Source organism: Mesorhizobium sp. M1D.F.Ca.ET.043.01.1.1 (genome assembly GCF_003952385.1).
Classification (GTDB): Bacteria; Pseudomonadota; Alphaproteobacteria; order Rhizobiales; family Rhizobiaceae; genus Mesorhizobium.
Window position 1 is genome coordinate 2,006,590 of record NZ_CP034444.1, and the last position, 20,087, is coordinate 2,026,676.

13 protein-coding genes and 2 pseudogenes are annotated in these 20,087 nt (G+C 62.3%); 5 read left to right on the plus strand and 10 right to left on the minus strand.

The window, feature by feature from the left end:
* Positions 1-2 precede the first annotated feature (2 nt).
* Entirely contained in the window at positions 3-6,563 is a 6,561-nt protein-coding gene (xopAD, locus tag EJ067_RS09990) for a XopAD/skwp family type III secretion system effector (protein ID WP_126078916.1), read from the plus strand.
* A gap of 551 nt (positions 6,564-7,114) precedes the next feature.
* Here xopAD and EJ067_RS10000 read toward each other — a convergent pair.
* Positions 7,115-7,288 (minus strand): annotated as a pseudogene (locus EJ067_RS10000) (IS5/IS1182 family transposase); the annotation flags it as partial.
* A 459-nt stretch (positions 7,289-7,747) separates the two neighbouring features.
* Here EJ067_RS10000 and groES point away from each other — a divergent pair.
* The 3 genes and pseudogenes from groES to EJ067_RS35235 form a co-directional block, all read left to right on the plus strand.
* On the plus strand, positions 7,748-8,044 hold the full coding sequence (gene groES / locus EJ067_RS10005) for a co-chaperone GroES (RefSeq protein ID WP_095811641.1): 297 nt from the start codon (positions 7,748-7,750) through the stop codon (positions 8,042-8,044).
* A 63-nt stretch (positions 8,045-8,107) separates the two neighbouring features.
* Entirely contained in the window at positions 8,108-9,763 is a 1,656-nt protein-coding gene (gene groL, locus EJ067_RS10010; RefSeq protein ID WP_126078918.1) for a chaperonin GroEL, read from the plus strand.
* Positions 9,764-9,882: 119 nt separating this feature from the next.
* Positions 9,883-10,204: pseudogene (locus tag EJ067_RS35235) on the plus strand (TSUP family transporter); the annotation flags it as partial.
* Between the two features lie 329 nt (positions 10,205-10,533).
* Here EJ067_RS35235 and ccoS read toward each other — a convergent pair.
* The 8 genes from ccoS to ccoN form a co-directional block, all read right to left on the minus strand.
* A complete protein-coding gene (ccoS, locus tag EJ067_RS10020) occupies positions 10,534-10,689 on the minus strand; it encodes a cbb3-type cytochrome oxidase assembly protein CcoS (RefSeq protein WP_126078919.1) in 156 nt (51 codons plus the stop codon).
* A complete protein-coding gene (locus tag EJ067_RS10025; protein ID WP_126078920.1) occupies positions 10,686-12,971 on the minus strand; it encodes a cation-translocating P-type ATPase in 2,286 nt (761 codons plus the stop codon). Before EJ067_RS10025 ends, ccoS begins: the two co-directional genes overlap by 4 nt.
* On the minus strand, positions 12,968-13,465 hold the full coding sequence (locus tag EJ067_RS10030) for a FixH family protein (protein ID WP_126078921.1): 498 nt from the start codon (positions 13,463-13,465) through the stop codon (positions 12,968-12,970). The genes EJ067_RS10025 and EJ067_RS10030 overlap by 4 nt, the downstream gene beginning before the upstream one ends.
* On the minus strand, positions 13,462-15,024 hold the full coding sequence (gene ccoG, locus EJ067_RS10035; protein WP_126078922.1) for a cytochrome c oxidase accessory protein CcoG: 1,563 nt from the start codon (positions 15,022-15,024) through the stop codon (positions 13,462-13,464). The genes EJ067_RS10030 and ccoG overlap by 4 nt, the downstream gene beginning before the upstream one ends.
* A gap of 206 nt (positions 15,025-15,230) precedes the next feature.
* Positions 15,231-16,094 carry a cytochrome-c oxidase, cbb3-type subunit III gene (gene ccoP / locus EJ067_RS10040; RefSeq protein ID WP_126078923.1) on the minus strand — a complete coding sequence of 288 codons (864 nt, stop codon included), beginning with the start codon at positions 16,092-16,094 and terminating at the stop codon, positions 15,231-15,233.
* Positions 16,091-16,246 (minus strand): cbb3-type cytochrome c oxidase subunit 3, encoded by a 156-nt coding sequence (locus tag EJ067_RS10045; RefSeq protein ID WP_095811725.1) that lies wholly within the window; start codon positions 16,244-16,246, stop codon positions 16,091-16,093. Before EJ067_RS10045 ends, ccoP begins: the two co-directional genes overlap by 4 nt.
* Before the next feature lie 10 nt (positions 16,247-16,256).
* Positions 16,257-16,988, minus strand: coding sequence for a cytochrome-c oxidase, cbb3-type subunit II (gene ccoO / locus EJ067_RS10050; RefSeq protein WP_095811635.1), 732 nt, complete (start codon positions 16,986-16,988; stop codon positions 16,257-16,259).
* An 11-nt stretch (positions 16,989-16,999) separates the two neighbouring features.
* Positions 17,000-18,607, minus strand: a complete 1,608-nt coding sequence (gene ccoN, locus EJ067_RS10055) for a cytochrome-c oxidase, cbb3-type subunit I (RefSeq protein ID WP_126078924.1) — start codon at positions 18,605-18,607, stop codon at positions 17,000-17,002.
* 304 nt (positions 18,608-18,911) lie between these two features.
* Here ccoN and EJ067_RS10060 point away from each other — a divergent pair, with 304 nt between their 5' ends.
* Positions 18,912-19,268 (plus strand): hemerythrin domain-containing protein, encoded by a 357-nt coding sequence (locus tag EJ067_RS10060; protein ID WP_348639545.1) that lies wholly within the window; start codon positions 18,912-18,914, stop codon positions 19,266-19,268.
* Here EJ067_RS10060 and EJ067_RS10065 read toward each other — a convergent pair.
* A complete protein-coding gene (locus EJ067_RS10065) occupies positions 19,265-20,023 on the minus strand; it encodes a Crp/Fnr family transcriptional regulator (protein ID WP_095811632.1) in 759 nt (252 codons plus the stop codon). The two genes, EJ067_RS10060 and EJ067_RS10065, sit on opposite strands and share 4 nt — an antisense overlap.
* Positions 20,024-20,087: the final 64 nt, after the last annotated feature.

A 20,087-nucleotide genomic window follows, 5' to 3' on the forward strand; every position in this document is an offset into this window, starting at 1 on the left:
GCATGAAAACCTCTAACGACAATCCAAACTCGTTGCTTACAAACTGGCCTCACTCTCAAGAGGAACAGCCCAGGCCAACAGAGGATGAGGCAGCAGCCAGCACCAGGGGCAACCATCAATCACTTGGACGGCCGCCGGCCAAACGGCGGCGGATAGAGCCGGATGAACCTGGGACGTCGACACGACGCGGCCAACCCTTGTCTGTGAATCCGCGAAGCGTAGCCAGCGAAGGCGCATGGGACAGTCTCGTTCGCCAACACGCGGTCACCCACTCGCACCGGCGCGATGATCCCACCGAACGACGCGGTACCGCGCCCGAGCGGCGCCCGGACAGAATGCCCGCTGACGGTAGCGTTTCGTCGTCGCATCGTGGGCCACAACGACCAACGTATGGTCTGGAGGCGACGGCAGATCTTCGCCTGACGGAACAACAGTCCGACCGGACCGCAGGAAAACGACTGCGGGAAGAGCCGTACAGGCAGCGAAAGCGACCGATGCATCGCTTGGAGTTGACGGCGGCGGATCTCCGCCTGGCCGAACATCAGCTGGGCCCGGCGGCAAAAAAAAGGCTGCAGGCAGAGCGAGAGCGGTATCAGCGACAATTGAGCCGAATAGCTCAGAACCATAACGCCGGCCTGTGCGTGTCCATGGCAAAGGACAACGAGCTGGCGCATCGCATCGCTGGCGGGTTGGCATTGCCCTTCCTGGAAGGGAGCGTCAACGCGCAAACCAACGCAGAGCGGCTCGACAAGTACCTTCAGATGATTGTCAATGCGAGGCGGGCCACGGGGGCAGGCATAACGCACCGCGATCTCGATCGTTGCACCGCGCTCGCGGCGCAGTATCTCTGCGAGACCGGGTGGTTCGAAGGTGTATCGCTGAAGCAGCTGGCTCATGTGGGCAACAAGCTGAGCAAGCACCCGAACCAGCAAGCGTGCATGGATGCAATCGCGTGGATCGCCGGACAGCTCGAGCAGGCCGATGATCTATCGGGGCTGCGTGGCTACCCGTCAGTCCTACTCCTGAACGCCTTCGCCAAGAACATCAACAGTGGCAGGTGTAAACGCGCGGTGGCTCGTTTGGCACGTTACCTGCAACGTGACGACCAGGCCCGACAGTCTCTGGACTCGAAGGACATCGGCCTGGCACTCAATACCTTCAGCAAGTGGTTCGATAACCCGGACTGCCAGTCCATGGCGCACTCGCTCGCCGCGCTTCTCGCCAGCGGAAGCCGCCTGCGTCATGCGATGGATGCGCAGAGCGTCGCGAACACGCTTAACGCCCTGAGCAAATGGCCCGACACGGCGGTCTGTGCGGAGGCCGCCAAAGCACTGGCCGGGCGGCTGGTCGACGAGCCCGGGTTGCGCAAGGCCCTGGAACCACTAGGCGTGGCCAACGCGCTCAACGCCCTGAGCAAATGGCCCGACACGGCGGTCTGTGCGGAGGCCGCCAAAGCACTGACCGGGCGGCTGGCCGACGAGCCCCGGTTGCGCAAGGCCCTGGACCCGCAAGGCGTGGCCACCGCGCTCAACGCCCTGAGCAAATGGCCCGACACGGCGGTCTGTGCGGAGGCCGCCAAAGCACTGACCGGGCGGCTGGCCGACGAGCCCCGGTTGCGCAAGGCCCTGGACCCGCAAGGCGTGGCCAACGCGCTCAACGCCCTGAGCAAATGGCCCGACACGGCGGTCTGTGCGGAGGCCGCCAAAGCACTGGCCGGGGGGCTGGCCGACGAGCCCGGGTTGCGCAAGGCCCTGGAACCACTAGGCGTGGCCAGCGCGCTCAACGCCCTGAGCAAATGGCCCGACACGGCGGTCTGTGCGGAGGCCGCCAAAGCACTGACCGGGCGGCTGGCCGACGAGCCCGGGTTGCGCAAGGCCCTGGACCCGCAAGGCGTGGCCAACGCGCTCAACGCCCTGAGCAAATGGCCCGACACGGCGGTCTGTGCGGAGGCCGCCAAAGCACTGGCCGGGCGGCTGGTCGACGAGCCCACATTGCGCAACACCCTCAACGCGCAAGAAGTCGCCACCGCGCTCAACGCCCTGAGCAAATGGCCAGACACGGCGGTCTGTGCGGAGGCCGCCAAAGCACTGGCCGGGCGGCTGGTCGACGAGCCCACATTGCGCAACACCCTCAACGCGCAAGAAGTCGCCAGCGCGCTCAACGCCCTGAGCAAATGGCCCGACACGGCCGTCTGTGCGGAGGCCGCCAAAGCACTGGCCGGGCGGCTGGTCGACGAGCCCACATTGCGCAACACCCTCAACGCGCAAGAAGTCGCCACCGGGCTCAACGCCCTGAGCAAATGGCCTCGACGTGCGAACTGCGAGAATGCCATCGACGTCTTGGCCAGCCGGCTGGCTAAGGACCACGATCTGCGACAAGCCATGGATGCGCAACAGGTGGGCGTGTCGCTCAATGCGCTTAGCAGATGTCTCGGAAGGCCGGCGTGCCAAACAGCAGGGCTGTTGCTCGCAGAGCGCGCAGGCTTGGCCGAACTTCCATGGCAGCAGTTCGAGATGGGTGAGATCGCCATGGTGGCCAACGCGATGTCCCGCCTGCTGCACCCTGACGAGGAACAGCTCCAGACCTTGGGTGGCGCCAAGCTGCAGGCGATAGCCGGGCACCTGGAGTTGCACCGCGAGCGTTTTGAGTCCGCCTCGGTCCCGGAGATTGGGATGCTCTTCAAGGCCCTTGCAGCGGCGCGGCTTCATCGCCAGATGCGTCCGCTGGCACGGCCCGCGCTGGAGCGGGTTTCGGTCCTTGTGGGGGACGGCAGATTACGTGAGACCAACCTCGAGGGTATCGGCAACCTATGCATGGGACTGTTGCCGTTGATTCGCAGTCCGGAGCTGAACTCTCGCCATCGGGGCCACGCGTTACGGGTGTTCAACACGTTGCAGCCTATCGTCGAGCGCAAGATCGACTTGTACCTGACCGACGGTGATTCGCAGTCTTCGACCGACATTGATCAGCACGCAACGCGATGCCCGGCACTGACCTTTTTCCAGGTACTCAAGGCCTACAGCATGGTGTCCCGGCAATGGAAGCCGCGCCACGTCGAAGGCACTCACCAGGAACTGCGCCAGCGCCGCGACCAACTGGCGACATGGGTGGACCGGACGCTGGAGCGTACGCGCGAGGCCATCGAGGCGGACCTCGGCGAGATGAGCTGGAACCTGATCGCGCAGATCGAGGCCGGTGACCAGACGTTTGACGCCCTGGATCTGCGCATGGCGAAGGAGGCGCCGACGATTACTCAGGCCCACCCACCGACCAGCTTCGACCTGGACGTTGGGCGCTTGAGCATGCACTCGGTTCCCGGCCAGCCTCGTGTGCCGGCACCCGGCAACGGCAGCACGAACCATCTTGTGGTCGACTTGCAGGGCAAGGAGGTATCGAACAATGCGACTGAGACGAACCAGCAGTACTCGCTGTTTGCGCGGCTGACGGGTCTGCCGCTGGTGGAGGTCCAGCTGCCCGGGGCGATTTCGACGTTCATGCTCGCGCGTACGTTCAACTATCAGGGTGAGCCCTGGCGCTTCGACTTGTTCGGCGGCAGCCGCGCCACGCGCGGCAACATGAGCCGCCCCGCCCAGCTGTTGTCCGGCACATCCGCGGCGCCGTCGCTGCTGCCGGCAATTCGCTACGCCGACACCACGCCGGGCAGTAGCTTGATGACGCTCGTCGCCAAGCTTGCCCCGCAGCGCGAAGACTGGTCGCGCATGCAGCGTTCACTACTGGAGATGGTACCGAGCGATCACGTTATTGAGGGCACACTGCGTCTGGGATTCTTTGAAGACGTCAGCGGTCCTGCACACCCGTTCAAACCCTTGGCAGTGGACGGACGGCCCCTGGCGCTGTGCCCCAACGATGGCTGCGGATTTTTAAAGTTAGAGGTAGCCTTGTGCATCCCCGCCTTCCGCAAGCACTATGATGCTTGGCAAGCAGTGCAGGCTGGTCAGGCCAGCGAAGAGCAGCGTGACCTTCTGGCAAACGACAAGGGCCCCACGCGGCTGGCACCGCAGGCGCTACAGCACTTCCCGCGCGACGAGGCGGCGCTGCAGGAGGCGCATGAGGCGATGCGGCACCGGCTTGAGGGGCTGCCGCCAGAGCTCAGCCAACTCACGCTATTCGAGCTGGCCACCAGTGGCGGCTACCAGGGCCAGCGAGTCCGGGCGGTGCCCTCCGCCGACGACAAGGTGCATCTGCCGCGCGAGCGCAGCCAGGCCTTCGACGCCGCAGGCGGCCCCTTGCTGATCGGCAAGCCACCCTACGACAAAGAGAATCTGCTACCGGTGCCAGAGGAACGCGTGGCGACCGTGGCGAAGGGGGATGCCACCGCCGAGTTCCTCTCGCAATCCTTCGGCATTCAGTACAGCTACACCGGATTCGACGACCGATCGGGCGACGATGCCCAGATGCTGCACAGCAAAGGCATGCTTATCATCGTGCCGGAGAAGAACTGGCCGGCCGATTTTGTGAACACAGACCTGGTCTGCTCCAAGGAGGACCTCAAGACGCTGTCGTGCTGGACGGCCGGGCGCGACCGCAGTGCCGTGCCGCGTGACATGCTCAGCACCGGCAGCCTGCGGCTAAAGGACATCGTGGAGCCCGGGCGCATGGGCGCACTGCCGATTCGGGAGCTGCGCAAGCGCAACATGGATACCGACGGCGACGACGCGTTCGTGTACGCGGGCTACCCCAGGCTGGCGGCGCTGATCGCGCGCGAGATGGCCGATCGTGAGGACAGGCGCGGCCAGCCGCAGTCCTTCAAGCCGCCGAAGACGGCCACGCCGGCCATTGATGGTGAGACCGGTCATTACAAGGCCGGGCGGCTGTCCGAGATCATGTCGCTGCGGCGTGGCGGTCAGATCATGGGCGCTGCCAGCACCCTGGCGGCGCGCTTCATGGCGCAACCCGACCAATTACGCGAGGCGATGGCGCGCAACATGATGTTCGGCACCTACGATGGCATTGAGCGCGATCTGCGCACCGGCTTGCGTGAGGTACTCGAAGGTGACGCCCGCGATCCACAGGTGTTGGCGAAACTACGCGCCGATGCGGGCGATGCGATTGAACGCGCCCACATGCCTGAGGCGCGTGAAGCCGCCCAACTCCTGCACGCGCAACTGTTTCGCCTTGACCCGCGGGTGTCCTCCGCTGACGTGCCGCAGCTGCCCGATGCGCTGGCGGAGGCCTTCCCGAACCTCGCCAAGGCGTACGTTGCTGCGCCTTCTGCTGAGGCACGTATCCACGCCATCCTCGACAACTACCCTGTGTGCAGGCTCTCACATGCGCAATTCCCTGCCGGACAACCGGGGCTCATCCCCGGCGAGCCGGAACTGACCATGCGCAACCTTTTCACCATTGCGATCAAGGTAGGCACCGATGCGCTGAAATCCGACACCGGCACGGCGCTGTTCGCCAAGATCGTGGAGGCGTGCGAACGATCCGAGCGGGGGTTCGCCGAGCGGGTGCGCGTGGTGCCGTACAGCAAGGCGACAGCCCGGGCCATGCACGATGGAAGATTTGATGCTGAGCAGACCAAGGGGCTCCTGCAGCACATGCCCACAATGGCCGCGGGTGTGATGCAGGATGCGCTGCACGCGCTGCAGCAGGCGGGCCTGATCGGTCCGCCACCGCCACCGGTCGAGCGCCTGCGCGACATAAGGACCGAGGACATCACGCTTAACGCCGTATCCCTGCTGACACGCGCCCGCGATATGGAGCCCGTGGTCACCGATATGCTGAAGCGTGCGGCCCAGCCCTATGGTGGGCGACTGGTGGGAACACAGCATCAACTGAAGTCGCACGGCTCGCTGAAGGAAAAGCTCAAGCAGCAGATGGCTTTGAAAAAGCAGACCCTGGAAGAAGCGACGGCCGGCGTAAACGACGCGCTGCGCTACAGCGTGGCACTGAATCCGGAGGACTTCACCGTCGGCCTGCGTGGCGTGCTGGCCTCGCTGGACGATCAGGGGCATGTGCGCGTCAAGTTGACCAACACGTTTACGAAGCACAGGCAGGCATTCAAGGCAGTCAACGTCACGTTGCGCAGTCCCAAAGGCGCGCTCTGGGAAATCCAGTTCCATACACCGCAGACCTTCGCGCTCAAGGAGCAATTCCATGATCTATACAAGCGCAAACATGCGCTGGAGATGAAGGGCGCTCCACTGGCTGATCAGAGGGAACTGCAGGCACCCGCGCAGGAGGCCTTCAGTCGCGTGGCTTCGCCGCCGGGGTGCGAGGAGATCGAAGATTGGGAAACGTTGGGCAGCGACAGAAAAGCCGCATTGCCAGCTGCCGAGATATCACATGTCTCCCGTGCTTCCGGCACCGCCACCAGCATGTCCCCAACAGCGCAGTGCTTGCACGGTGATCATCCCAATTGCGGGGAGGGCGTCGTGGAAACCATCCAGGCGCCGGCGGCAACATTGGGTGAAGCGGAACGCCCGCCGCCCCTCGACTCCCTCACCGCCGCCCCGCAGCCTTTGCTAGCCGGCAGTGACGCACGAGCGGATTTAGCGTCTTCCATGAGAAGCAGAGAACGCTCAAGTCGAGGTCGCTAAGCTTTTAGCGGCATTGTCACGTTGTTTAAATGTGGCCAGGTGAGGCCGAGCCTGCGCTTTTCAGGCGGGGCGTGCACTCACGGCTTCCCACGCGGCCATTGCCTGGGGTCGATGGGTTCGAATTTGTGCCGCGGGGCGGTTGGTCTGGGATGGGACGAAGAGGTTTCGGACGGCGGAGAAGATCGACACGAAATGCTGCAATGAGCCACCCGACCGGATCCTGTCGCCTTCGCTCCCTTTCGACTGGAGGCGCTCGCCGTTGACGTGGGTCCACCAGCAGCCGCACGATGAGTGCCGTCAACGCTTGTGGCGTTCCTTCGGACAACGGCTGCCATTGCGGCATCGCTGGTGTCTTCCCGGAGCTATGGCGGAAACTGGGTGATGACGGTTTGAGGAGAGCGGCGTATCGAGGCGGGTGATGAAGCCTGCCAGAACCTCTCAAAGAGAGCGATACGCCATGAACGAGGCGTTGGTGCATGGGGTCCGGACTTGATCGGATGTCGATCTTTGAAGCGGCAGACTATGCCGTGGCCGCCTTGCGGCGGGCGGATTTCGGGGCGTGCGCAGGCAAGCATGCGGTTGAGGACGGCGCAGCCGATGGCGACTTCGGTCTTCTGAACGGGAAGCGACCGTGCCCGCAAACGCCGCCCGATGGCGGACTTGTATCGCCCTATGGCGGTCTCGACCAGCGAGCGTTTGCCATAACCGTTGGAGACCTGCCATTTCTCCAAGCATACGGGTCGGTCGTCCCGATCTGGCGCAGGCTCGTCCGGCTGGCGCACCCGCGCAAGCTGCCGGTGGAACATCGTCCTCAGAAAAAGACATTCCAATGTGCTCTGCAAGAGCCTGCCGAAGCGATGAGGCGCTCGTTGCCACCCCAAGTTCATGGATGCCGCCGACGGCTCGGCCGTTAATTTCACATAATTTCACATTCCAAATAAGACACAAAAGTCAGCCCCGAGCTGACGGCCGAAAACGCGCTTATGCAGTGGGATCGCGCGTAATGAAGGCCAGGCTTTCGTGTCGATTCCAAGTCTTTTTGCTCTTCGGCTGTCCGCTCATCCGTCTTGACCAGCACGAACCTACAGCCTATCTCACCGCAAGGTTAGCACTTCCCGCTGGCGAGTGCTAACCGGGCTCCGGCAACGAAGAACCTTTCAACCTCCGCACCAGGGATATCCAAAATGGCAAAGTCGAATTTCCGGCCGCTGCATGACCGCGTGGTCGTTCGTCGGGTCGAATCCGAATCCAAGACCGCGGGCGGGATCATCATCCCGGATACGGCGAAGGAGAAGCCGCAGGAAGGCGAGATCATCGCCGTCGGCTCCGGCGCCCGTGACGAAGCCGGCAAGCTCGTGCCGCTGGACGTCACGGCCGGCGACCGCATCCTGTTCGGCAAGTGGTCGGGCACTGAAGTCAAGCTCAATGGCGAAGACCTTCTGATCATGAAGGAATCCGACATCATGGGCATCATCGGCTGATCATCGGCCTCTCCATCAATTGAGTTTTCGGGCTCTTCCCGAGCCCCTGTCAGGAGCTTAACCATGGCTGCAAAAGACGTAAAATTCTCCCGCGACGCCCGTGAGCGCATGCTGCGCGGTGTCAACATCCTCGCCGACGCGGTGAAGGTCACGCTGGGCCCCAAGGGCCGCAACGTCGTCATCGACAAGTCGTTCGGCGCCCCGCGCATCACCAAGGACGGCGTCACCGTCGCCAAGGAGATCGAGCTTGAGGACAAGTTCGAGAACATGGGCGCCCAGATGGTGCGTGAAGTCGCTTCGAAGACCAACGACATCGCCGGCGACGGCACGACCACCGCCACCGTTCTCGCCCAGGCGATCGTTCAGGAAGGCAACAAGGCCGTTTCCGCCGGCATGAACCCGATGGACCTCAAGCGCGGCATCGACCTCGCCGTCGGTGAAGTCGTCGCCGCTCTCGGCAAGGCCGCCAAGAAGATCAAGACCTCCGAGGAAGTTGCCCAGGTCGGCACCATCGCCGGCAATGGTGACGAGTCGGTCGGCAAGATGATCGCGGAAGCGATGCAGAAGGTCGGCAACGAAGGCGTCATCACCGTCGAGGAAGCCAAGACCGCCGAGACCGAGCTGGAAGTCGTCGAAGGCATGCAGTTCGACCGCGGCTATCTCTCGCCCTACTTCGTCACCAACGCCGACAAGATGGTCGCCGATCTGGAAGACGCCTACATCCTGCTGCACGAGAAGAAGCTCTCCAACCTGCAGGCCATGCTGCCGGTGCTGGAAGCCGTCGTACAAGCCTCGAAGCCGCTGCTCATCATCTCGGAAGACGTCGAAGGCGAGGCCCTGGCCACGCTGGTCGTCAACAAGCTGCGCGGCGGCCTGAAGATCGCCGCCGTCAAGGCTCCGGGCTTCGGCGACCGCCGCAAGGCCATGCTGGAAGACATCGCCATCCTGACCGGCGGCCAGGTCATCTCGGAAGACCTCGGCATCAAGCTCGAGAATGTCGGCCTCAACATGCTCGGCCGTGCCAAGAAGGTGTCGATCTCGAAGGAAAACACCACCATCGTCGACGGTGCTGGCAAGAAAGAAGAAATCCAGGGCCGCGTCGCCCAGATCAAGCAGCAGATCGAGGAGACCACCTCGGACTACGACAAGGAGAAGCTGCAGGAGCGTCTGGCGAAGCTCGCCGGCGGCGTTGCCGTGATCCGCGTCGGCGGCGCGACCGAGGTCGAGGTCAAGGAAAAGAAGGACCGCGTTGACGACGCTCTGAACGCGACCCGGGCGGCCGTGGAAGAAGGCATCGTTCCCGGCGGCGGCGTCGCGCTGCTGCGCGCTTCGCTGGCCCTCACTGTCAACGGCGCCAACTCCGACCAGACCGCCGGCATCGCCATCGTTCGTCGCGCGCTGCAGGCTCCGGCCCGTCAGATCGCGGCCAACGCCGGTGCCGAGGCTTCGATCGTTGCCGGCAAGATCCTGGAGAACAAGGGCGCTACCTTCGGCTTCAACGCCCAGACCGGCGAGTATGGCGACATGATCGTCATGGGCATTGTCGACCCGGTCAAGGTCGTTCGCACCGCTCTCCAGGACGCGGCGTCGGTCGCCGGCCTGCTCGTCACCACCGAAGCCATGATCGCCGAGTCTCCGAAGAAGGAGTCGGCTGGCGGGGGCATGCCTGGCGGCATGCCCGGCGGCGGCATGGGTGGTATGGGCGGTATGGATTTCTAAGGTCCACGCACCTCAACAATCTCGAGGGCGGCAGCGATGCCGCCCTTTCTCTGACGCGGAGCCAAGCCGATCGCCCATCCACAAGGCTACATACGGCGGCACATTCACTGCGGACACCAATGACTGACTTCATTCTGTTCGCCATGGTCGGCTTCCCGCCGAGGCGGTTGACGGCGCATTAGGCATGGACTAGGGCCCGATCTCCTCCACCGTGCTGCTCTCCTTCGGTGTTCCGCCGGCGCAGGCTTCCGCCGCGGTGCACGCGGCGGAAATATTCACCACGGCCGCTTCCGGCACGGCGCATCACTACCACCGCAATTTCGGCCGGAAGCTGTTCTGGCCGCTCGCACGTTCGGCATTCTCGGCGGATGCCTTGAAGTCTTCGTGCTCACCTCGTTCGACGTCATAGTGAAACCCTATGATAAGACCTATCTCGCTGTTGATCGAAAGAGGTCCCACACGACATCAATAGCCAAAGTCTCTGCGGTACTTTCAGCTATTCTACCGACCAAACCGGGAAGTCCCGGGATTTTGGTCGCCCGAGGCAAAGATCGATTAGGGGGAATAGGTGGGTGCAAGAAGCGCGAGCGTGAGGGACTTGGTCTAGCCCGATTTGTTTTGGTGGGGAGGAACCGGCGACGCAGTCCTTCGAGCGACGGGGCTTTTCACAAACCTACGTCACGGGTGGTTTAGCTGGTTGCGGAGCCTCAATCGTTCTTCCGTGTTGGCTGATGGCCGGCATGCGCACAGCGTCGGGACAGCGATCTGGCTCAGCGTCCCGGCTTGTCGTCCTGGTCGATGAGGATGCGCTCAACGGCTCCATCAAGATCTTCATATTGGCCACTTCTCAACGCCCATAGGAAGCCAGACAGCCCCAGTGCGCCCAAAGATAGCGCGACTGGTATGAGGTAGATGAGTGTCGTCATGACGGCCGCGCTGATGAGCGTATGCCGGAACGCGTTGCCGAAGAAGCCCTTGTCAGCTCGGCGGGCATAAAGCGGTGCAGCCTCAGCGCGTTTCCGATCACCAGCAGCGATGAGGCGGACATCGCGACTGCCGCGATCACCGGTGTGACATGGCCGAGGATGGCGAGCGGAACGGCAACGGCGTTGTAGATGATCGCGATTGCTATGTTCTGGCGGATCAGCCGCCTTGCCTTCTGCGAGACGTCCAGCGCAAGGGGTACCGCCGAAAGGCTTTCACGCAGGAACACGAAATCGGCGGCGTTGCGGCCGACATGGGCGGCGGTGGCTGGAGCGATCGAGACGTGCGCCGCGCCCAGCGCTGGGCTGTCGTTGAGCCCGTCGCCCACCATCAGGACCTTATGGCCGGCCTTGGTCAGCACTTCGATCCGCTCAGCCTTCCCGGACGGCAGCAGCGCCGAAACAAAACGGTCGATTCCCAATATTCTTGCGACATCGCCACAGGCGTCTGCGGTATCGCCCGACAGCATTTCGACCGAGACCCCGGCATCATTCAACTGCGCCAAGCCGGCCCGGGCATCGGGCCGCAACGCATCCTCGAAAACGAAGGATGCGACAATGCCGCCGTCTTTCGTCAGGACTGTTCCGCCATGCCCACTTTCGCTATCGGTTAGGGCCTTCCATCTAGCCCACCCGCGCCGGCCCAGTCGCCAGATACTTCCAGTGACAGTGGCTTCGATTCCAAACCCCGGATGCTCTGTGACGGCATCGAACTTGTGCTGCCCGCCAGCAGCGGCAAACCCGGCTACGGCCTTTGAAAACGGATGACGCGAATGCGCGGCCATATCGGCGGCGATTGCCAGCACGGCCGGGTCGATCGACGACGCATTGACGAGCCGGGGCTGTCCGAGCGTGAGCGTTCCGGTCTTGTCGAACACCGCCGTATCGATCGTCGCCAGGCGCTCCATGGCCGAACCGTCCTTCACCATGATGCCGCTTTCGAACAGACGCCGCGCCGCGACCACCTGCACGATCGGCACCGCGAGGCCGAGCGCACATGGACACGTGATGATGAGAACGGCAATTGCAGTCGTCATTGCCAGGTGCCAGTCGCCAACCGCAACCATCCAACCGATGAATGTTATTAAAGCTGTGAGATGGACCACCGGCGCATAGAGGGCGGAGACGCGATCGGCGATGCGTCGATAGGGCGAGCGGCCGCCCTCCGCCGCCTCCATCAATCGAACCATCTCCGCCAGGAACGAGTCCTTCGCGGCGGCTGTCGCCTCAATCGTGAGCGAGCCGGTAAGGTTAAGTACCCCAGCCTGCACGGGGATGCCTGGCGCCACGTTTCTGGGCGTGCTTTCGCCGGAGACCAGGGAGCAGTCGAGATCAGATGATCCCCGAATGATCTTTCCGTCGACAGGAATCCTTTCGCCCGCTGCGATGAGCAGCTGCATTCCCGGTTCGATCTCGGCAACCGGCAGATAGTCGCGCGCGCCCTCGCCGCGCAGCACCATGGCACCACGCGCCGCCAGCTGCGACAGGCCGTTGACGGCGGTTCGGGCCCGCTCGCGCATGACATGATCCAGCGTACGGCCGATTAACAGGAAGAACAGCAGCGATACCGACGCGTCGAAATAGGCGTGATCGCCGTGATTGATCGTCTCATAGAGGCTCATGGCGTAGGCGAGCGACATCCCGACCGCGATCGGCACATCCATGTTCATGCGGCCGTGGCGCAGCGCGTTCCAGGCCGAGCGGAAGAAAATGCCCCCGGCGAAGGCAAGCGCCGGGATCGCGATCAGCGCAGAGACCCAGTGGAATAAGTCGCGGGTCGCGCCTTCGGCGCCGGACCAGACCGAGACCGAGACCGAAAGCAGCATGATGTTGCCCGTCGCAAAACCAGCAACCGCGACCGCGCGGATCAGTTCGGATAGTGTCTTGTTTTTGCCGCCGACCTCGGGGTCGAACAGATGCACCTGATAGCCTAGCCGTCCAAGCGCGCGGACGAACGGTGGCACCTCGTCACCACGCCACCTGACCGAGACCCGTTTCGTCGACAGGTTGACGCGGGCGCTCTCGACGCGATCGAGATTTCCCAACGCCTTCTCGATCGTCTGGATGCAGGCTGCGCAATGAACCGTCGGAACCGAAAGGTCGGTCTGGCGAAGACCATCGCCAACAAAGCGGCTCGCCAACCTGATCTCCTGGCCAGACGGCAGGACCGATGTGGTACCGGTCAAATCCAGCGCCAGTTCCGCGCCGGGTGCACAGCAGCTCATTGCAGCGCTCCTTGCGAAATCATGATCCGGCGAATGTCGCGATAGAGCTCGGCGAGACCGGCGTCGGCATCGACTTCGACGATCCAGACGCCATCCTTGGGCACGTCCCGTGCTGCAAACTCCTGAGCCGAAGCAAGGGCAAGAGTGATGCACTTGTCCTCGGCCTCATAAGCGGGATGACGAAACAGTATCTTCACGCCATGCAAGGTCACCGGCTTGCCGGTGGCATCACTCAAGCTGTAGCGGACCTCACTCCGAGCGATCGTCAGGTTGCCGGTCCAGCCGAGTGCCGCCTGCGCGCGCCCTTCCTTGGCCTTTTTGTTGAATTGCTGACTGGCCACATAGGTGTTCTCGACGACAAGGCCGGTCCAGCTTTTGCTGGCGAGCGTCGCCATGGTCAGGTTGACGGCGATGACCACGCCGAAAAAGCCGAGAATGGTGAGCAGCATGTGCCTGCCGGTGAACTCGCGCGTCTTTTGCGTATTGGTGCTCATCTGGCGATCTCCGGTGCGTTGAAGGTGGCCGTGTATTCGTCCGATTCGAAGTTCGCCTTGTCCTCGACCCGGAACTTGAAGGTTTGTGCAGGATGCCGCACCTCACCCGCTGGCTGGCGCACGAAAACTTTCAGCATCTTCAGCCGGTCGGGTTCGACCGCGATGCCGAAGAAGCGGTCTGGCGGCAGATCACTGCCGACGACGCTCATTTCGGCTCCCTGCAAGCCCTGCATCGCGACAATTATTGTCCTTGGCTCGGGGATCATGTTGAGCAGTTTGACGGTATAGCCGTTGCGGATCGAACCGTCGGACAGCGTGACGAACTGTGGATTGCGGTCATGCAGCACGTTCAGTTCGAGCCGATCGCGCGTCAGCAGCGAATAGAGCAGGCCCAGCCCGATCAGCGACCACAGGCCCATGTAGACGTAAGTGCGCGGCCGAAAGATCTTGCGAATGTGAAAATACACCACCTGATCGCAGAAGGTGCCGACAGCAGTCCTGACCAGCGACGGATTGATCGAACTGGAGCCGCCTGACGTCGCCAGCGTCATGTTGGCGTTGTAATCGAAGAGCGTCGCGTAGGAGATCAGCCCACGCTCCTTGCCGAGCTTGTCCATGACGCGGTCGCAGGCGTCGATACACAACGCGCAGGTAATGCATTCGAGCTGCTGGCCTTCGCGAATGTCGATCCCCATCGGGCACACCGCGACACAGGCGTTGCAATCGATGCAGTCGCCGACCCGCTGCCCCGCCGCGTGGGCCTTCTTGGCGTGCCTCGAACGAGGTTCGCCGCGCCAGTCATTGTAGGTTACTGTGAGCGAATTCTCGTCGAGCATGACAGCCTGGATGCGCGGCCACGGGCACATGTAGGTGCAGACTTGCTCGCGCATCAGCCCGCCGAACGTGTAGGTGGTCGTTGTCAGCACCGCTATGGTGACGTAGGCGACCGGTGCGGTGGTGCCGGTGAATACCTCGCTGATCAGCGTTGGCGCGTCGGCGAAATAGAGGATCCAAGCGCCGCCGGTGGCTGCCGCTATGACCAGCCAGATGGCGTGCTTCGCTAGGCGCAGTACCAGTTTGCGCACCGTCCATGGGCCGGCGTCGAGCTTTATGCGGGCGTTGCGATCGCCTTCGATTGCCCGCTCCACCACCACGAACAGATCGACCCATACAGTCTGCGGGCAGATATAGCCGCACCATGCGCGGCCGACGGTGGACGTGATCAGGAAGAGGCCGATGCCGGCCATCACCAGAAGGCCGGCGACATAGTAGAATTCCTGCGGCCATATCTCGACGAAGAAGAAGTAGAAGCGGCGGTTGGCAAGATCTATCAGCACGGCCTGATCAGGAGCGAACGGACCTCGATTCCAGCGCAGCCAGGGTGTCAGATAGTAGATGCCCAGCGTGATGGCCATCACCAGCCACTTGAAGCGGCGGAAGCTACCCGAGGCGCGCTTGGGGAAGATTTTCTTGCGCGGTGCATAGAGCGGCTGTCGTGTTGTCTTGGCGGAGTTAACCACCTTTGCCTCGAGCCGCTCCATCTGCGTTTTATCCGGCACCTGTATCTCCACTTGCCCGCGACCTATGACATCGTTGTGCGACGGACTTGTCTGCGTCGACAGGCGTCCGGTCTGCAGCGAGCCCTTCGCCGAATGGGGCCGCGCCACCTTGCAGGGTCAATCGCCCCATGCCGGAATGGTGTCGAGGCCCGGCAAAGCCGGGCCTCGTCGCTTGGCGGGGGAGGGCTGAGAATAGGCTTCCGTTCCTATTCTCCGCCGCCAAGCGAATGAACATAAACCGCAAGTTCCTTAACCTTGGTCTCGCCGAGACGCCCGATCCACGCCGGCATGACGCCGTGCTTCGGCGCACGGACCTGGACGGCGACGGCTGTCTCGCCGGACCCGTAGAGCCAGATCGCGTCCGTCAGGTCGGGTGCGCCGAGTTCCTTGTTGCCTTTCGCATTGTCGCCGTGACAGGCGACGCAGTTTTCGGCGAAGATCCTGGCGCCGGGTTCAATAAGGCTTGCATCGCGGACCTTGCCGGACAGGCTGGCAACGTAGGCGCTCACCTGTGCGATCTGATCGGCGGTGATGACGTCGCCGAAGGCCGGCATTTCCGACAGGCGCGTGTCCGGATCTGACGCGAAGCGGATGCCATGCGCGATCGTTTGCTGGATCTGCTCGGTCGTGCCGCCCCACAGCCAGTCATCGTCGTTCAGGTTTGGAAAACCTTTCGACCCTTCGGCGCCGGAGCCATGGCACTGCGTGCAGTTGACCTTGAATGCGGCGCCGCCGGCCGCGACCGCGAATTCGCGCAAGGCATAGTCCGAGGTAATTTCAGCGACGCTTTTCGACTCCACCGCCGCGGCGTATTTGCCTTTCGCCGCTTCCGCCGCCGCCAGTTCATTCTTGACATCGTTGCGGCTGGAATACCCAAGCACACCCTTGGTCGCAGAATACAGCATGGGCCAAGCCGGATACGCCATTGTATAAGCCACCGCCCAACCGACAGTGATGTAGAAGGTTATCACCCACCATCGGGGCAATGGGTGGTTGAGCTCCCTTATCCCGTCCCATTCATGACCGGTCGTTGAGATGCCCGAGACTTCGTCGATGTGCTCATCGCTCATGATCGGTCGCCCTTGAGTGGAATCTGGGCGGCTCGCTCGGCCTGTGTTTTGCCGCCTGGACGCAAGGCAAAGGCAATGCTGCCGACGAAGAAGAGCGCCATGGCAAGCAGACCCCAGCTGTCGGCGAATTCCCGCATCAAATCATAGCTCATCGCGTCCCCCTCAGCGGTAGCCGGCTGCATCGTCATAGGTCTTGAAATCGACCAGTGTTCCCAGCATTTGCAGATACGCGACGAGGGCATCCATCTCGGTCACCTGCTGCGGGTTACCGTCCAGGTCGCCGACCTTGGCTTTCGGATAGCGTTTCTCGAGGCCGGAGCTGTCGGCATTCGGGTCGGCCTGCGCCATCAGGTCGACATTGGCATTGGCGATCATGTCATCGGAGTAGGGGACGCCGACGCGCCGGTTGGCGATGAGATGCGTCGAGAAGTCCTTCACCTCTATCGGTTTGTCTTTCAGAAAGGCATAGTTGGGCATGATCGACTCCGGCACGACGGAGCGCGGGTCGCTGAGATGCTGGACATGCCAGCTGTTGGAGTAGCGGTCGCCGACGCGCGCGAGATCGGGTCCCGTCCGCTTGGACCCCCACTGGAACGGGTGGTCGTACATGGACTCTGCCGCCAGGCTGTAGTGGCCATAACGCTCGACTTCATCGCGGAATGGCCGGATCATCTGGCTATGGCAGAGATAGCAGCCCTCGCGCACGTAGATGTTGCGTCCGGCGAGTTCGAGCGGCGAGTAGGGCCGCATGCCATCGACCTTCTCGATTGTGTTGTCGAGATAGAAGAGCGGCGCTATCTCGACGATGCCGCCGACAGTCACCACGAGCAGCGAGCCAACGAGGAGAAGCGTGGCGTTCTTCTCGATGATCGCGTGTTTGTCGATCAAGCCCATTGTCTGGCTCCCTATTCGGCAGGCCGGAGGGCGGGCTCGGAACCCGGCAATGGCTGTTCTTCGCGCTGGTATCCGAGGATGGTCATGGTGATGTTCCAGGCCATGATCAGGGCACCGGAGAGGTACATCGCACCGCCGATGGCACGCATGACGTAGTAGGGATGCATGGCCGCGACGGTTTCGGCGAAGGAGTAGACGAGGAACCCCTGCTCGTCGTATTCGCGCCACATGAGGCCCTGCATTATGCCGGAAACCCACATCACCGCCGCGTAGACGACGATACCCAGCGTTGCCAGCCAGAAATGCCAGGTGACGAGCCGCAGCGAATAGAGTCGGTCACGGTTCCACAGTTTCGGCACCATGTAGTAGATCGCGCCGAACGAGATCATGCCGACCCAGCCGAGCGCGCCGGAGTGGACGTGCCCGATGGTCCAGTCCGTGTAGTGCGACAGCGAATTGACCGTCTTGATCGACATAATCGGACCCTCGAAGGTCGACATGCCGTAGAAGGCGACTGCCATCACCATCATGCGGATGATCGGATCAGTGCGCAGCTTGTCCCAGGCGCCCGACAGCGTCATCAGGCCGTTGATCATGCCGCCCCATGATGGCATCCACAGCATGATCGAGAACACCATCCCGAGCGTCTGCGCCCAGTCGGGTAAGGCGGTGTAATGCAGGTGGTGCGGGCCGGCCCAGATGTAGAGAAAAATGATCGCCCAGAAGTGGATGATCGACAGCCGGTAGGAATAGACCGGCCGGCTCGCCTGCTTGGGCACGAAATAATACATCATGCCGAGGAAGCCGGCCGTCAGGAAGAAGCCGACCGCATTGTGGCCATACCACCATTGCGTCAAGGCGTCCTGGACGCCGGAGAAGGCGGAGTAGCTCTTCGAGCCGAGGAAAGAGGCCGGCATCGACAGGTTGTTGACCACATGCAGCATCGCGATGGTCACGATGAAGGATAGATAGAACCAGTTGGCGACGTAGATATGCGGTTCCTTGCGCTTCAGGATGGTGCCGAGGAACACGATGAGATAGGCGACCCAGACGATGGTCAGCAAGAGGTCCACATACCATTCGGGTTCGGCATATTCCCGGCCCTCGGTGATGCCGAGCAGGTAGCCGGTCGCGGCCATGACGATAAACAGCTGGTAACCCCAGAACACAGACCAGGCCAGATTGCCGCCAAACAGCCGGGCGCGGCAGGTGCGCTGGACAACATACAGCGATGTGCAAAGCAGTGCGTTGCCGCCGAAGGCGAAGACGACTCCCGATGTGTGCAGCGGGCGCAAACGGCCGAAATTGAACCAGGGTGGGATGTTAAGGTCGGGGAAGGCGAGTTGAAGCGCGATAATGACGCCGACCAGCATGCCGACGATACCCCAAAACACCGTTGCGATGGCCCCATAGCGGAGCGGACCATCCATGTAGGCGGAGCGGTTCGGCGCCGCGGGCTTGAAATCCCAATTACGCAGCAAGATCGCGGTGAAGCCAGTCAGTGCGAAGAACAAAACCCACATGTGCTGGCGGAAGGGCCCTTCTACGCCGAAGCCGGCAGCCACCAGGGCCGCAAAGGCAAACAGGCTTAAAAGGATGATCTCCGTGCCGAATTTCATGACATGTCCCCGACCAGGATTCCAATGCGCGACGCTAAATCCGCGATGCATTAATTCCCTAGTTGCCGCCTGCTCGCCCTGATCCATGTCAGAGCCGCACGATTTTGCTTCGGGCAGCATCGAGTTCGGTGAATCAGAAGGTGGCGATTTGAACAAGGAGACGCAGCACGGGCCACCCCACTCATGGACAAGTGCAGCTTCCTCGCGTCGGGCCGGCACAGAGGCGATTCCGGGCGAGGTCATGAAGCGTGCCCATCGGGAGTAGCTGAATCTCTGCGACTCGCTGGAAAGCATTGCCGATGCACTGCCGAACGTCGACCGCCTCAAATGTCTTGGAACGGCCAAGAAAATCGTTCCGCTGCTCCGTGACATTCATGGGCTTCAGGAGACGGTGATTTTCCCTGCGTATGAGGCGCAGTTGACGCCGGCCGAGGCCAAACTTGCCTCCACCAGCCGGTTGCGCGTCGAGCACCTTGAGGATCAATGCTTCGCTAGCGAGGTGGCCGAAACGCTCCTAGCGATAGGTCATGGTAATCCGATAGAGAGTCCGGAAGCTGTCGGGTTCATGCTACGAGGCTTCTTCGAAGGCTTGCGGCGACACATCGCTTTCGAACGCGAGCACGTCCTGCCGCGGATCGCAATAAGCGACGTAGGCGCTTAGGTCTCAAAGGCCGGTTGCCGCGAGCCTCGGCCGCCGCAGCGCTGCTCCAGCCGGCTCATGCTGTCCACCGTTACATGGCGGTTGTTCTTGATCCGGATCACGCCGTCAGCCCGCAATCGCGTAAGCTGGCGGCTCACGGTCTCGTTCGTCAGTCCAAGGAAATCAGAGATGTCGGCACGTGTCAGGGGCAGGTCGAAGCATGAGGACCTAGCCGCCGGGTCGATACTGGAATCCATATTCTGGGCGATCATGAGGAGAAAGCTCGCCACCTTCTCAGGTGCGGTCTTGCGCCCGAGCGTCACCATCCATTCAAGTGCCTCGTCGAGTTCGTTCAGCGTCTGCTTGAGCAAGCGAAGCTGGAGTTCCGGTGATTCCTTCATTATCCGTTCAACGGCCGCCTTCGGAAACGAGCACAGCGAGACGGAGGTTGCCGCTTGCACATTGATCGTGCTTTTCACCTTGAAGGGCCGGCCCAGAAAATCCGGTGCGAACCGAAGACCGACAATCTGCTGGCGGCCGTCCGAAAGGCACTTCGTCAGCTTCACAACGCCTGAAAGCATGTTTGAATAGCTGTCGACAGCCGCGGCGTCGGCGATCAGTTCGACCCCCGGCTCGATTTTGTGCCGAGACGAAGTCTTGGCGAGCCCAACCAAATGGTTTCGATCGAGCGCACCACAGATCCCGCGATGCCGTGCGGCGCAAGACAGGCAAAGAACGGGAATGCCGGAACTGTGAATGTCCTGCTGTACTGTCATTACGCTCGCGCCATCGATCCCAAGTTCGGCAGGATAGCAAGCGATGGCAGAGAAATCCTTGCGG

Coding starts and splice junctions, on each gene's coding strand:
- ccoN (WP_126078924.1), bottom strand. CDS start 18,607: ATGAAATTCGGCACGGAGATCATCCTTTTAAGCCTGTTTGCCTTTGCG.
- EJ067_RS10065 (WP_095811632.1), bottom strand. CDS start 20,023: ATGACAGTACAGCAGGACATTCACAGTTCCGGCATTCCCGTTCTTTGC.
- xopAD (WP_126078916.1), top strand. CDS start 3: ATGAAAACCTCTAACGACAATCCAAACTCGTTGCTTACAAACTGGCCT.
- EJ067_RS10030 (WP_126078921.1), bottom strand. CDS start 13,465: ATGAGCACCAATACGCAAAAGACGCGCGAGTTCACCGGCAGGCACATG.
- ccoO (WP_095811635.1), bottom strand. CDS start 16,988: ATGGGCTTGATCGACAAACACGCGATCATCGAGAAGAACGCCACGCTT.
- EJ067_RS10045 (WP_095811725.1), bottom strand. CDS start 16,246: ATGAGCTATGATTTGATGCGGGAATTCGCCGACAGCTGGGGTCTGCTT.
- groES (WP_095811641.1), top strand. CDS start 7,748: ATGGCAAAGTCGAATTTCCGGCCGCTGCATGACCGCGTGGTCGTTCGT.
- EJ067_RS10025 (WP_126078920.1), bottom strand. CDS start 12,971: ATGAGCTGCTGTGCACCCGGCGCGGAACTGGCGCTGGATTTGACCGGT.
- ccoS (WP_126078919.1), bottom strand. CDS start 10,689: ATGACGACACTCATCTACCTCATACCAGTCGCGCTATCTTTGGGCGCA.
- ccoP (WP_126078923.1), bottom strand. CDS start 16,094: ATGAGCGATGAGCACATCGACGAAGTCTCGGGCATCTCAACGACCGGT.
- groL (WP_126078918.1), top strand. CDS start 8,108: ATGGCTGCAAAAGACGTAAAATTCTCCCGCGACGCCCGTGAGCGCATG.